Origin of the sequence: Synechococcus sp. N19 (genome assembly GCF_900474045.1) — a bacterium.
In the GTDB taxonomy this organism is placed as follows: Bacteria; Cyanobacteriota; Cyanobacteriia; order PCC-6307; family Cyanobiaceae; genus Parasynechococcus.
Window position 1 is genome coordinate 17451 of sequence record NZ_UCNR01000002.1, and the last position, 14053, is coordinate 31503.

Genomic DNA, 14053 nt, shown 5'->3' on the forward strand with positions numbered 1-14053 from the left:
TCGACCACGATACCGGGTGACGGTCCCCCCTCAAAGGCGGCTGAAGGCACTGCCGCAGGCACAGGGTTCAACCCCATCGCTGTTGCGGATCAGAAAACCACCACCACTGAGGTCGCCGCGGTAGTCCAGGCAAAGGCCTTCAAGCAATTTGAGCTGTTCTGCAGGGGCGTGCAGGGTCACGCCATCGGCCCTTGCGATCGCAACGCCAGCCAGATGTCCTGCCCGGATGCGCAGCACATGTTGTGCGCACTCGCCGGGCGTGAGATCGAGATGCATCTGCCCCGGTGTTCCCGCAACGGCCGCCTGTCGCCCAAGCTCGGCAGCAGCGGCAGCGGTCAGCCGCAGATTGGCAGCCATGCTCAGTTCTTCGGGGCCCCCACTGTCGCAGGTCTCAGAGGGGGATGAGCCCCAGGCCGTTGTGGACTCTCGGGGTGCTGCTTCGGCCATTCATCACGGTGCGTCCGGCCACCACGAGGGTGGTGGAGCTGCCGCCATCCATGTTCAAGGCATCGCGCAGCCCCAGTTGCTGGGCTGCCAGGGCTGTTTCCACAAGGGTGGGATCACTGCCGGCAGCGCCACGCAAGGTCATCAGCCACTGACCGCTCGGCCCCTGGGCCACCACCGTTCTTGGTGCCGCCAAGCTCATGAAGCCAGGGCTGAATCCCTCCTGACGTCCATTTAGCACCACGTTGCCGTTCTGCATCAGCAGTGGACCGCCGCCCAGAACATTGGGTTGTTGCGCGAGGGGGGAGAGTGATCTTTCTGTCACCTGGATCCGATCACCAGGCCGTGCTGGCAGCGGCGTGCGTCCCCGGGCCACCACCAATTCAGCGTCTTTGGGGATGGCGATGCCGCGTTGCAGACTGTTCTTGTCGACCGTTGCTTCGACGCGGCCGCCGCGAATCAACAGTGCTTCCTCCTCGCCGCTCAGGGCCCGGTAGCGGGGCCCCCATGCAGGTGTGTAGAGGCTCAGCCCCTTCTGGACGTAGCCGCTGTTGAGGGCCATGAGGCTCCAACGGCGACCGTTGTTCACCTGCAGCGTCTGATTCAGACGCAGCCGGCCGAACTGCAGATCCCCTGAGGATCCCCAAGCGATCACACCGCGGTTCAGGATCGGACCGGACAGCCAGACCCCCTGATGCCGCACGGCCCCCAAGGGGAGTTGGTTGATCCGGTTGAAAAAGCCTCCGTTCACTGCGACCAGTGCCCCGGCGGGTTGGGAGAGCTGAGGCAGAAAACGCAGACCCTGTTGCTGCTCGGCTTTGACCAGAGGCTGAAGGGTGATGCCGAGACGGCTCAGCCGTCCGCCGGCACGGAACACCTGAATGGGTTTCACCCCCACCTTGATAGTGCGTTGCTCCAGGACGAAGCCCCGCCTCAGCCATTCGGCCACGGCTGGGTTGCGGAGGGGGAGACGTGCGCGCTGGACCGGGCGGCGACCACCGGTCTGCACACCATCCAGCACCACCCGCCAAGGGGACGCCATGCTCAGGCTCCTCAGCTTGGTGGCTTGTCCCTTCAGCACAAGGCCGCCGTGGAGATGCAGCTGTGGCGAGAGCCCCCATGCCTTGAGTTGACGTTGCTGGGTCCGCGACAGCTTGAGCTCCAGCAAAAGGTCGCCGTTCAAGCGCTGCACCAGGGCGGGACCGTTCAGGTCCAGCACCAACCGATCGGCTGTTGAACCCTTGCCGCGGCGCAGGTTGTTCACCTTTGGTAGGGGCAGCCGAAGCTCCAGGGTGTTTCCCCTCACTTGGGCGCGGACGCCAGTCGCGGCCAGCCAGTCGCTCACTTCGAGGCCGACCTCATCACCGAGTGAACGGGTCGCCAATGCGGTCAATGCGACCGTTCGACCAAACCATTCCAGTGCTTCTCCATCGAGACGGGACACCCGCCGGAACCCCAGACGGGATTCCAGAACCTCCAAGGGCAGCCAAAGTTCCTCCGGTTCTGCGTCGCTGCCCCGCCAGAGCCAAACCGCTTTGCTGCGCTCTCTCCCGATCAGCACCTCCTCACCGCTCTGGTTCGGCACAGGGCGAAGCTCAGGCGGTGGCGCGGGAAGTGGGGCAAAGGCCAGCATGAAATGCCTTGGCGGAGAGGCGCCTGCCTAGGATCGTCCCTCGAGATGGATTCTGCAGAGCTCGAAGCTGCAGGCCCATGCGATCGTCCGGTTGAGTTCCCTATGTCTGACGCCATCCGTTCCGCTGTCTGGCCTTACAGCGACAGTCCTGCACCCGATGTTGTTGCGGGCGAGAAGGATGCGTGTGGCGTTGGTTTCCTGGCCCAGCTCCAGGGGCAGGCCAGTCACTGGGTGCTGGAGCAGGCCCTGCGTGGTCTGGGATGCATGGAGCACCGTGGCGGTTGCGGGGGAGATGGCGACTCCGGAGACGGCGCGGGGGTGTTGTGTGAAATTCCCTGGTCGTATCTGAAAGCCGTCTGGCCCGAGGCGGCTGCAGCACGGGGCCTCGGCATGATGTTCATGCCGACCGATGCCAGCCGTCGTGCTGAGGTTCGGGGCCTGTGTGATGAAGAGGCCAAAGCCCTTGGCTTGCAGCCTCTGGGGTGGCGAACGGTGCCTGTCGACCCTGCGGTTCTCGGGCCTTTGGCTCGTGCCACAGCCCCCGTGATCGAGCAGTGGGTGCTGAATGGTGATGCCGACGACGCAAGCTTTGATGGCCAGCTGCTGCGGTTGCGGCGCCGTATCGGTGCCCGTGTGCGGGCCGCTCTGGGTGCTGAGGTGGCCCAGGACGTTTATGTCGCCTCCCTGAGCAGCCGGACGGTTGTTTACAAGGGAATGGTGCGATCCGAGGTGCTGGCGCAGTTCTACGCCGACCTGCAGGACCCACGATTTGAGGTGAGCTTTGCGGTGTACCACCGCCGTTTCAGCACCAACACCCTGCCGCGTTGGCCCCTGGCTCAGCCGATGCGGCTTCTGGGGCACAACGGCGAAATCAACACGCTGCTGGGCAACCTCAACTGGGCCAAGGCTTCAGAAGCCAGCCTCGAGAACGTATGGGGTGATGCGGCTGATGACCTGATTCCGGTGGTGAACCCTGCCTTCAGCGATTCCGCCAACCTGGACGCCACTCTGGAATTGATGGTGCGCAGTGGGCGGTCGATCACCGACAGCCTGATCACACTGGTGCCCGAAGCGTTTCGCAATCAGCCCGATCTCGACAGCCGTCCCGATGTGACGGCGATGTACGAATTCAACGCGGGCATTCAGGAACCCTGGGACGGCCCGGCCCTGTTGGTGTTCGCCGACGGCAAGCGAGTGGGTGCAACGCTCGATCGCAATGGGCTGCGTCCGGCGCGTTGGTGCACCACCGCTGACGGCTTCGTGATCATGGGATCGGAGACCGGCGTGGTGGATCTCAGCGGCAAGACGATTGTTCAGAAAGGTCGTCTTGGCCCGGGTCAGATGGTGGCCGTCGATCTCGAACGCGGCGAGTTGCTCGACAACTGGTCGGTGAAGGAAGACGCAGCGCAGCGCTTCCCTTATGCCGATTGGCTGCAGAAGCATCGCCGCGGCGTGGCCCCCCAGCCCTGGACCCAGGACCGGCAGGTGGGTGAACTCGATCTGCTGCGGTTGCAGACCGCGATGGGGTTCACCGCCGAAGACTTCGATCTGATCATCGAGGACATGGCTGCCCTCGGCAAGGAGCCGACCTACTGCATGGGCGATGACATCCCCCTGGCGGTGCTCTCCGACAAGCCCCACCTGCTTTACGACTACTTCAAGCAGCGTTTCGCCCAGGTCACCAACCCTCCGATCGATCCCCTGCGGGAAAAGCTGGTGATGAGTCTGGAGATGCACCTTGGTGAGCGCCGGCCCGCCCTGAAGCCCCAGCCGGAAGCTGCCTCCGTCATCCATCTGGAGACGCCCGTTTTGAACGAGGCGGAACTGGCGGCCATCAGTGAGCAGGGTTTGCCCTTCAAGACGGTCTCCACCCAGGTGGCTGTGGAGTCGTGTGCGGGAGGCCTGCAACAGGCCATCGCGGCGCTGTGCAGCGTTGCGGAACAGGCGGTGCGTGACGGAGCCCAAGTTCTGGTGCTGTCCGACCGGGTCGATGGCACGGGGGCGGCTGCCCCGCTGACCCCCACCACGGTGGCGATGCCTGCCTTGCTGGCCGTGGGTGCTGTTCATCACCATCTGCTGCGCCAGAAGCTGCGGCTGCAGTGCTCTCTGGTGGTGGATACGGCCCAGTGCTGGAGCACCCATCACATGGCCTGCCTGATCGGTTACGGCGCCAGTGCCGTCTGCCCCTGGCTCACCTGGGAGACCACCCGCCACTGGCTGGATCACCCCAAGACCAAGAAGCGGATCGAACAGGGCAAGTTGCCCGCCCTGGATGCCAATCAAGCCCAGGCCAACGTTCGTGAGTCGCTGGAGAACGGCCTGCGCAAGATCCTCTCCAAGATCGGAATTTCGTTGCTGGCCAGCTACCACGGCGCTCAGATCTTTGAAGCGATCGGCTTGGGAGCGGATGTGGTGGAGACCGCCTTCACCGGAACGACCAGCCGTGTTGCCGGCATGACGTTGGCCGAGCTGGCGAACGAAACCCTCTCGATGCACGCCAAGGCTTTCCCTGAGCTCAACCGCAGCAAGCTCGAATTCATGGGCTTCGTTCAGTACCGCAGTGGTGCTGAGTACCACCGCAACAATCCCGAGCTGTCGAAGGCGCTCCACAAGGCGGTGGCTCAGGGCCCTGGTTACGACCACTTCTCCACTTACCAGGCCTTGTTGGAGAACCGACCGGTGATGGCCCTGCGGGACCTGCTGGAGTTCAAGTTGGCTCCTATCCCAGTGCCCCTGGATCAGGTGGAGAGCGTCGAGAGCATCTGCACCCGCTTCTGCACGGGCGGCATGAGCCTGGGCGCTTTGTCCCGCGAAGCCCATGAAGTGTTGGCCGTGGCGATGAATCGCATCGGCGGCAAGAGCAACAGCGGTGAAGGCGGCGAAGACCCTGCCCGCTTCCAGATCCTCAAGGATGTGGATGGCGAGGGCCGTTCCGCTTCATTCACCAGCATTGGTGGTTTGCGCAATGGGGACACCGCCTGCTCGGCAATTAAGCAGGTGGCTTCAGGTCGTTTCGGTGTGACGGCGGAATACCTGCGCAGCGGCAAGCAGCTGGAGATCAAGGTGGCCCAGGGCGCCAAGCCCGGTGAAGGCGGTCAGCTGCCAGGGCCCAAGGTCGACAAGTACATCGCCTGGTTGCGCAACAGCAAGCCAGGTGTGGCCTTGATTTCACCGCCGCCACACCACGACATCTATTCGATTGAAGACCTGGCGCAGTTGATCCATGACCTGCATCAGGTGCATCCCGCTGCCCCCGTGAGCGTGAAGCTGGTGGCCGAGATCGGGATTGGCACCATCGCTGCGGGTGTGGCCAAGGCCAACGCCGATGTGATCCAGATCTCCGGTCACGACGGTGGCACTGGTGCCTCTCCCCTGAGTTCGATTAAGCACGCCGGTAGCCCCTGGGAATTGGGCCTCACCGAGGTGCACCGCTCCCTTGTGGAGAACGGTCTGCGCGATCGGGTTCTGCTGCGTGCCGACGGAGGCCTGAAAACAGGCTGGGATGTGGTGATCGCTGCCCTTCTGGGGGCGGAGGAATACGGCTTCGGCTCGATCGCGATGATCGCCGAGGGCTGCGTCATGGCTCGCGTCTGTCACACCAACAACTGCCCTGTGGGTGTGGCCACGCAGAAGGAGAACCTGCGCAAGCGTTTCACCGGCATTCCTGAGCATGTCGTCAATTTCTTCTGGTACGTCGCCGAGGAAGTGCGTCAGCTGATGAGCCTGCTCGGCGTCAGCCGTCTCGAGGAGCTGATCGGTCGCACCGATCTGCTCCAGGCCCGCTCGGTTGATCTGGCCAAGACCAAGGGTGTGGATCTCTCCAGCCTGCTGGCCCCGATCAGCGGCGCCGAAGATCGCTCTTGGCTTCGCCACAGCGACGAGGCCCACGGCAACGGACCGATCCTTGAGGATCAGCTCCTCGCCGACGCTGAACTGATGGCTGCCCTGGAGAACCACGGTTCCATTAGCCGCAGCATCGAGATCATCAACACCGATCGCAGTGTCTGTGCCCGTCTGGCCGGTGAAATCGCCCAGCGCCATGGCAACCGCGGCTTCAAGGGACAGCTCGATCTCACCTTCCGGGGGGCAGCAGGCCAGAGCTTCGGGGCCTTCCTGGTGCAGGGCATGCAGGTTCGTCTGGAAGGCGAAGCCAACGACTACGTGGGCAAGGGCATGAACAGTGGTTGCATCACCCTGGTGCCATCAGACGGTTGTGCCTCTCCCGGTGACCAGGTGATCCTCGGCAACACCTGTCTTTACGGGGCCACCGGCGGTGAGTTGTTTGCCCATGGCCGGGCAGGCGAGCGCTTCGGTGTTCGTAACAGCGGTGCCCGCACGGTTGTGGAGGGAGCTGGTGACCACTGCTGTGAGTACATGACGGGTGGTGTCGTCGTCGTTCTCGGCAGCACCGGCCGCAATGTCGGCGCTGGTATGACCGGCGGTGTGACCTTCCTGCTGGATGAAGAGGAGGGTGTCGCTCCTCGGGTGAACCCGGAGATTGTTGAGGTCTGCACCATCACCACCCATGAGCAGGATTCGCTGCTGAAGGGTCTGCTGGAACGGCATGTGGCGCTCACGGGAAGTGAGAAGGCTGCTGCTCTCCTGGCCGATTGGTCTGCGGCGAAGGGTCGCTTCAAGGTGTTGGTCCCCCCCAGTGAGCGGGAGGCGATGGGATTGGCTGACAAGCAGGCTGTGGCGGCCTAGCGCCGTCCCCAGTCCGTGGCCTGGTTCGTCAAGACCGAAACCTTCACGGCCGTCGCCGCCGCTCTCTCCGTTGAGCAGCGGAGACCCACCCTGGAGGCTCACCGCCATTGGGTTTCGGAGGAAGCTGCAGCAGGCCGCCGTCTACGCAGCGGCTACCTGGTGGATGGCGATCGGCGTCCGGGCGGCGGGGGTTTGTTGATCTTTGAAGCGTCGTCCTATGCCGATGCCCTGGCGTGGGTGCAGAACGACCCGATGATCCGCGATGGCCTTGTGGACTGGCAGGTGCAGGAATGGATCCCCGTCAGCGGGGATGGCTGGCCATGAGCCGTTGCACTTCGCCGGCGTGGTAACTGCTGCGGGTGAGTGGTGTGCTGACCACCTGGAGGAAGCCCAGCTCCTTTTCGCCCACGGTTCTGTAGGTCTCGAATTGCTCCGGGGTGACAAAGCGGTCGACGGCCAGGTGCTTGGGGCCAGGTGAGAGGTACTGACCGATGGTGACGATGTCGACCTTGTGTTTGCGCAGATCCCGGAGCGTCTCGATCACCTCTTCATCGGTTTCTCCGAGCCCCACCATCAGGCCCGACTTGCTGTAGGCCTTGGGCCATTGGTCCCGCACCCGTTGCAGCAGCTCGAGGGAGCGTTCATAGATGCCCTGGGGCCGCGCCAGGCGGTACATCCGCGGCACCGTTTCAATGTTGTGGTTCAGCACGTGGGGGGCGGCGGCCATCACCGTTGCCAAGGCATCCCAGTTGCCGCAGAAGTCGGGGATCAGCAGCTCAATCGTGGTGAGCGGTGAGCGTTGCTTCACCTGTTCGATGCAGGCCACGAACTGGGACGCTCCACCATCGGCGAGATCGTCGCGGTTCACTGAGGTGATCACCACGTGCTTCAGGCCCAGACGGGCCACTGCCTCCCCAAGCCGTTGCGGCTCGGTGGGATCGAGCTCGCGCACGCTCTTGTCGAAGTCGATGTCGCAGTAGGGGCAGGCGCGGGTGCAGCCGGGCCCCATGATCAAAAACGTGGCGGTGCCGCCTGCAAAGCATTCGCCGATGTTGGGGCAGCTGGCCTCCTGGCAGACCGTGTTCAGGTTCAAGTCCAGCAGCAGGTCGGCCACGGCGCCGATTCGCTCGCGCTGCGGAGCCTTAACGCGCAACCACTCCGGCTTGAGCACGGCGAAGCATCTTCAATCCATGACCCTAGTCGCTGCTGAGATCCGCCTGGATTTCGCTTCACTGCGATCTTTTAGGATTGCGTTGCCGGGATGTGGCGCAGTTTGGTAGCGCACTTCGTTCGGGACGAAGGGGCCGCAGGTTCGAATCCTGTCATCCCGATTCTTGGTTTGCATGGCACTGCCTGGTCTTGATGAAGGCCTGAGCTAGGCCGAAAAAGACTTGGCGCTCATTGGAGACTCGCCCCGGGGTAGCCCCGCGGCGTCACCATCCAGCCATCCTCTGCACGGCTGCTGCTGTTCCCGATCAGAACCAGCGTGAGCATGTCCACGGATTCCGGCTTCAAGCGCTCAAGGCTCGTGAGCTCACGGGATTCCTCTGCGCGGCCCAGCTGCCGCGCCAGCGTCACCGGGGTTGTGGGGGGGCGGTGTTTCAGCAGGATTTCCTTGGCGTGTCCCAGCTGCCAGTCCCGGCCCTTGGAGCGTGGGTTGTACAGAGCGAGCACAAAATCTCCAGCGGCGGCGGCCTCCAGTCGCTTTTCGATCACGGCCCATGGCGTGAGGCGATCGCTGAGGCTCACGCAGCAGAAGTCATGCATCAGTGGCGCTCCGGCCCGGGCGGCGGCCAGCTGGAAGGCTGAAATGCCTGGATGCACCGCGAAGCTGGGCCGCTCCTGCTCGGGTTGCTGAAGCAGCAGCTCCAGAGCCAATCCCGCCATGCCGTAGATGCCGCTGTCGCCGGAGGAGATCAGAGCAACCTTGGCCCCTTGTTGGGCCAAGCGCAGCGCTTCGGCACAGCGGTCCCATTCCCGGGTGAGCTGGCCATCGAATCGGACCTGACCCGGACGGCGCAGGGGCTCCAGAAGATCGAGGTAGAGGCTGTAGCCAACCCAGGCGCAGCAACGGGAGAGGGCCGCTTTGGCGTCTCCGCTGAGCAGGGACAGATCCCCTGGACCGCTCCCCACCAGATGGAGTTCGCCCCTCTCTGGCGCGTGGGGGAGGGCCGCCTCGGCAATGGCCACCGTCACGGCACCCTGCTCCCCTGTTGCCGGACGGCTGATTCGCTTGGGCTGGATCAGATGGCCTTGTTCGCCCGCAGCCAGCAAGGCCGCTGCTTCAGCCACCGACGCGGTCCCCATTTCCTGGCGCACCACTTCGGAGGGATTGGGCACGTCGATGGATGCAAGGGCATGCTCCGCAAAGGTTCGGAACGGCCATGCCCGGGTCTGGCTCAGATGCTGCAGGGCCGGTTCATCGGATTTCCGCGCTGCGCTGGCGATGCCGGCGATCGCCTCCTCCGCCAGTCCTGCTGTTGCCAAGGCCTCGGCAATGGCCTTCTCCACCAGCGAAACACTGGTGTTGCGCTCACAGCCGATGCCGATCCAGAGCGTGGCTGGATGCCACTGGCAATCACCCCGACGGCGCGCTCCGATCACGAGATCAGCGGCGTCTGGCACATCCTTGGGATCGATGTTGTGCAGCAAGGGATGGCCTTCAGGGCCACGCCAGGTGGTGGATCCACTGCTCTGGTGAACGCTGATGCTGGATCCCTGGGATTGCCGCACCATCAGATCGCGCCAATGGGCCACCGATCCGCTGCGTTTCCAGCCCCAGCCCTCGCCAAAGGCATCCAGGGGGAGACGTCCTTCATGGGCGCAGGCGCCCGTGATCACCGCCTGCCCGCCGAGATCCATGGCGATTTCCCGGGCGCGTTGTTCGGCCCCTGCGGAATGGCCTCCCAACAGCGGAATGATGAATTCTCCTTTCGGGTCAAGCACCAGAACGGCTGGATCCTTCTCCTTGCCTTGGATCCGAGCTGCAATCAGGCGCGTCACTGCTCCCACCGCGCCCACGAACAACACGACGTTCTCTGCCGTCCAGTGCCCATCAAGGGCGATGCTGATGTCTTGATCGACTGGCTTGATCCGGTCGATGTGGCCGCGCAGCAGCAAACGCTCCAACAGCGGCATGGCGCTGGGGCTCAGTCCTAGGCCCAGAGCGGGAGCGGCAGATGTGGGGTTCAGGGCAGGAAATCCGGATCAGGGCTTGCGCAAGCGCCCATCGCTGTTGAGCAACTCACGGGCTGATCCTCCCAGGCTGCTGCTTGGCTTCAGCTTGGGTTCCTCGTCGGCTGGCTGCTGAGGCTCCGCTGGCTCACCCGGGGCGGGAGTGGAAGGAGTGGGCCGAGCAGTTTTTGCTTTGGACGGCTGTTCAGCAGGTGGCTGCTCAGCAAGCTGCTGTTCAACAAGGGGTGGCTCAGGATCCTGCTCTTCGTTTTCCTCTGGTGCCGCGGGCTCGGGGGTGGCCTTGGGCTTGGTTTCAACCTCGTCCTTGACGACGACCTCTGCTTTGAGCTCAGCCTGAGGAAGGTCTCGGGGCTGTTCTGTCTTCTCCTGTTGTTTCTCCACAGTTTTTTGAGGAGGCTCTGGCGAGGATTCGACCACCTCCAGAACGTCAGGCTCAGGGGAGCCGCTCAGGCGCGCGAGCTGGCTTTCGGTGAGGTGTGGGCGCATCCAGCCCGGCTTGGCACCGGATGCGGCTTTCAGATGAATCAGCTGGTTGTTGAAGACCGGTGTGATTGGCTCGCCCAGCCCATTCAGCAGTTCCATCTGAATGTCGTGGCTGCCTGAGCCGTTCGATCCTTTGAGCCAAAGGGCTTCCTGGTGATCAACCAAAAAGCTGTCCCCATCAATGCTGATGCGGAGTCGCCAGCGTCCATCGCCCTCCCGCAGGTTTTGCAGCGGAGCATTCCAGATCAGCCAATCCACCAACAGGGGTTGCAGGCCCTGCTCTCCGGCCGGTGAGACAGGGACCAGCCAGGGGGCATCACGTTCGGGTTGTGTGCCCTGCAGTTTTTGCCAGAGGTGCACGCGTCCCTGGACTGAGGCCCCCGGTGCTTGAACGGCTTCTCCCCAGGGGTAAGCGGCCCAGGCGCTGAACCGGTGACTGCCCGCCTCCAGGTCATCGATGCGGACCCTCAGGCGGTTTCCATCGCTTTTGCTCAGTCGTAGGGGAGCACGGTTGTCGATTTGGAGCACCACATGGGGCCCCAGGCCCAATTCGGGGTCGCTGCTGAGGGGCCAGTCGTCGATTTCGAAACGCAGCTCAAGGGCGTCAGAAGAAACGATGCTGTCGGTGCTTGGATCGATCAGCCGCAGGGAGGGGCGGTGCTGTTGCAGGTTCTGGCGTAGCTGTTGCACTGCCCCTGGAGGAGCCACTTCCTGGAGCTTCCCGCTGGGGGCTGAACTCGGCAGCGGTTTGGCAGCGGACCCTGCATCGCGATTGAAGAATCCAGGGCGCGCATGAACAGGTAAGCCGGCACCAAGAAGCAGCACTGCTGCCAGCAGAACAGCCCATATCGACTTCAGGCCAGGGCGACGCATCGGGCATGAACAGATCCGATCATTCTGAACAATCCGCCCTTCAGCGGCAGAGTTTTAGTTATTTAGGAAGGAAATATGCGTGAAATTGTATTGCTTACTGCCTGAGATCTTTGTAGTTTCGCTGATTCTCAGCCTTCTGCAGACGCCTGTCGCTGACTGGCTCGCCACGGGATTGAACCTTTGTAACTCAGGGCCCTTTAACCCCCTTCTCCGCCCCTATGCTTCCGCCAGCGGTCCCCTCTTTGGGGCCCCAGCTTCAGTGCAGGCAAGGGGTTTCGACCTCTTCGCCGTACTGACGCCCGAACGCCGATTCCTTGCGAATCCTTGTTCGGGGCCCCGATTGGCTTCGGCCCTTCGGAGGGGTGGCCCACCACCTCGAAACCCGTCCCTCGAGGAACGACTCGATGACCATCAGCCCACCTGAGCGTGGGAGTGACGCGAAAAGCCAGGTCGAGAAGGTTGACAATCCAGCAACCTTCGAGCTGTTCGGCAAGCCCGGACACTTCGACCGAGCTCTCGCGAAAGGTCCCAAAACCACCACCTGGGTTTGGAACCTTCACGCCAACGCTCACGACTTCGACGCTCACACGAGCGACCTTCAAGAGGTCTCTCGGCGGATCTTCTCCGCCCATTTCGGCCACCTGGCCGTCATCTTCATCTGGCTCAGCGGTGCCTTCTTCCATGGCGCCCGCTTCTCCAACTATTCCGGTTGGCTTGCTGACCCCACCCATGTGAAACCAAGCGCCCAGCAGGTCTGGGCCGTCTTCGGCCAAGAAGTCCTCAACGGCGACATGGGTGCCGGTTTCCAAGGCATCCAAATCACTTCAGGCCTCTTCCAGATGTGGCGGGCCTGGGGCATCACCAGCGAAACCCAGCTCATGGCTCTGGCCATCGGTGCCCTGGTGATGGCCGGCCTCATGCTCAACGCCGGTGTTTTCCACTACCACAAGGCTGCGCCGAAGCTGGAGTGGTTCCAGAACGTTGAGTCGATGCTGAACCACCACCTGGCAGGTCTGCTGGGTCTCGGTTCACTGTCCTGGGCTGGTCACGTCATCCACGTGTCTGCCCCTGTCACCAAGTTGATGGATGCCATCGACGCCGGCCAACCGCTGGTACTGAATGGCAAGACCATCGCTTCGGCTGCAGACATTCCGCTGCCCCACGAGTTCTTCAATCAGGACCTGCTGGCGCAGCTGTATCCCGGCTTCAGTGCTGGTGTCGGTGCCTTCTTCTCCGGCAACTGGGCTGCCTACAGCGATTTCCTCACCTTCAAGGGTGGTTTGAATCCTGTTACGGGAAGCCTCTGGATGACCGACATCGCCCATCACCATGTGGCGATTGCCGTGATGTTCATCGTTGCTGGTCACATGTACCGGACCAACTGGGGCATCGGTCACTCCATCAAGGAGATCCACGAAGGTCAGAAGGGTGATCCCCTCCTGTTCCCTGCCAGCAACGGTCACGATGGTCTTTACGACTTCATGACCAATTCCTGGCATGCCCAGCTGGCGGTCAACCTCGCCATCGGCGGTTCCGTGAGCATCATCGTTGCTCAGCACATGTACGCGATGCCTCCGTATCCGTACCAAGCGATCGATTACCCCACCCAGATCGGGCTCTTCACCCACCACATCTGGATCGGCGGCTTCCTGATCGTTGGTGCCGGCGCTCATGCCGCCATCGCCATGGTTCGCGATTACGACCCCGCCAAGCACATCGACAACGTGCTGGATCGGGTGCTCAAGGCTCGCGACGCCATCATTAGTCACCTCAACTGGGTCTGCATCTGGCTCGGAGCCCACAGCTTCGGCCTGTACATCCACAACGACACCATGCGTGCCCTGGGTCGTCCCCAGGACATGTTCAGCGATTCGGCGATCTCCATTCAGCCGATCTTTGCTCAGTGGATTCAGAACGTGCACGCCGCAGCTGCTGGCAGCACAGCTCCCAACGCCCTCGCGGGTGTGAGTGAAGTGTTCAACGGTTCTGTTGTCGCCGTCGGCGGCAAGGTTGCCGCTGCTCCCATGCCGCTCGGCACCGCCGACTTCATGGTTCACCACATCCACGCCTTCACGATTCACGTGACGGTGCTGATCCTGCTGAAGGGTGTCCTGTACGCCCGTAGCTCCCGCCTCATCCCTGATAAGGCCAACCTGGGCTTCCGCTTCTCCTGCGATGGTCCTGGTCGTGGTGGCACCTGCCAGGTTTCCGCTTGGGACCACGTGTTCCTGGGCCTGTTCTGGATGTACAACTCCCTGTCTGTTGTGATCTTCCACTTCTCCTGGAAGATGCAGAGCGACATCTGGGGAACGGTGAATGCCGACGGTTCCGTCGCGCACATCACCAACGGCAACTTTGCCCAAAGCGCCATCACCATCAATGGCTGGCTGCGTGACTTCCTGTGGGCTCAGGCCGTTCAGGTGATCAACAGCTATGGCTCGAACACGGCCGCCTACGGAATCATGTTCCTCGGCGCTCACTTCGTGTTCGCCTTCAGCCTGATGTTCCTCTTCAGTGGCCGCGGCTACTGGCAGGAACTGATCGAGTCCATCGTCTGGGCTCACAACAAGCTGAAGGTGGCTCCCGCCATCCAGCCCCGTGCTCTTTCCATCATCCAAGGCCGTGCCGTGGGTGTTGCCCATTACCTCTTGGGCGGAATTGCGACCACGTGGGCCTTCTTCCACGCCCACATTCTTGTGGTCGGCTGACCTCACCTGACCT

8 protein-coding genes and 1 tRNA gene are annotated in these 14053 nt (G+C 62.8%); 4 read left to right on the forward strand and 5 right to left on the reverse strand.

The genetic code is table 11. The features are described 5' to 3' along the window. Positions 1–30: 30 nt before the first annotated feature. Both DXY02_RS00090 and DXY02_RS00095 read right to left on the reverse strand, forming a co-directional pair. A complete protein-coding gene (locus DXY02_RS00090) occupies positions 31–357 on the reverse strand; it encodes an iron-sulfur cluster assembly accessory protein (RefSeq protein WP_114987195.1) in 327 nt (108 codons plus the stop codon). A 34-nt stretch (positions 358–391) separates the two neighbouring features. Further along, positions 392–2077: a phosphodiester glycosidase family protein gene (locus DXY02_RS00095; RefSeq protein ID WP_114987197.1), complete on the reverse strand. Its 1686-nt coding sequence runs from the start codon at positions 2075–2077 to the stop codon at positions 392–394. A gap of 102 nt (positions 2078–2179) precedes the next feature. On the opposite strand from DXY02_RS00095, the gene gltB reads away from it, so the two are divergent. After that, on the forward strand, positions 2180–6781 hold the full coding sequence (gltB, locus tag DXY02_RS00100) for a glutamate synthase large subunit (protein ID WP_114987200.1): 4602 nt from the start codon (positions 2180–2182) through the stop codon (positions 6779–6781). 15 nt (positions 6782–6796) lie between these two features. After that, positions 6797–7105, forward strand: a complete 309-nt coding sequence (locus DXY02_RS00105) for a YciI family protein (RefSeq protein ID WP_114987204.1) — start codon at positions 6797–6799, stop codon at positions 7103–7105. Here the strand turns inward: DXY02_RS00105 and lipA are convergent. Beyond that, on the reverse strand, positions 7083–7952 hold the full coding sequence (gene lipA / locus DXY02_RS00110; protein WP_114987206.1) for a lipoyl synthase: 870 nt from the start codon (positions 7950–7952) through the stop codon (positions 7083–7085). The two genes, DXY02_RS00105 and lipA, sit on opposite strands and share 23 nt — an antisense overlap. An 86-nt stretch (positions 7953–8038) precedes the next feature. Here lipA and DXY02_RS00115 point away from each other — a divergent pair. Then, a tRNA-Pro gene (locus tag DXY02_RS00115) sits at positions 8039–8112 on the forward strand. A gap of 67 nt (positions 8113–8179) precedes the next feature. Here DXY02_RS00115 and cobJ read toward each other — a convergent pair. Together cobJ and DXY02_RS00125 are read right to left on the reverse strand one after the other, a co-directional pair. After that, positions 8180–9919, reverse strand: a complete 1740-nt coding sequence (gene cobJ, locus DXY02_RS00120; RefSeq protein ID WP_114987208.1) for a precorrin-3B C(17)-methyltransferase — start codon at positions 9917–9919, stop codon at positions 8180–8182. Positions 9920–9988: 69 nt separating this feature from the next. After that, complete coding sequence (locus tag DXY02_RS00125; protein WP_114987211.1) at positions 9989–11332, reverse strand: hypothetical protein; 1344 nt, start codon at positions 11330–11332, stop codon at positions 9989–9991. Between the two features lie 404 nt (positions 11333–11736). Here DXY02_RS00125 and psaA point away from each other — a divergent pair, with 404 nt between their 5' ends. After that, entirely contained in the window at positions 11737–14040 is a 2304-nt protein-coding gene (psaA, locus tag DXY02_RS00130) for a photosystem I core protein PsaA (protein ID WP_114987214.1), read from the forward strand. Positions 14041–14053: the final 13 nt, after the last annotated feature.

Bases quoted from the DNA above. Each gene is read 5' to 3' on its own strand.
- DXY02_RS00090 (WP_114987195.1), bottom strand. From the start codon at position 357: ATGGCTGCCAATCTGCGGCTGACCGCTGCCGCTGCTGCCGAGCTTGGG.
- DXY02_RS00095 (WP_114987197.1), bottom strand. From the start codon at position 2,077: ATGCTGGCCTTTGCCCCACTTCCCGCGCCACCGCCTGAGCTTCGCCCT.
- gltB (WP_114987200.1), top strand. From the start codon at position 2,180: ATGTCTGACGCCATCCGTTCCGCTGTCTGGCCTTACAGCGACAGTCCT.
- cobJ (WP_114987208.1), bottom strand. From the start codon at position 9,919: ATGCCGCTGTTGGAGCGTTTGCTGCTGCGCGGCCACATCGACCGGATC.
- DXY02_RS00125 (WP_114987211.1), bottom strand. From the start codon at position 11,332: ATGCGTCGCCCTGGCCTGAAGTCGATATGGGCTGTTCTGCTGGCAGCA.
- psaA (WP_114987214.1), top strand. From the start codon at position 11,737: ATGACCATCAGCCCACCTGAGCGTGGGAGTGACGCGAAAAGCCAGGTC.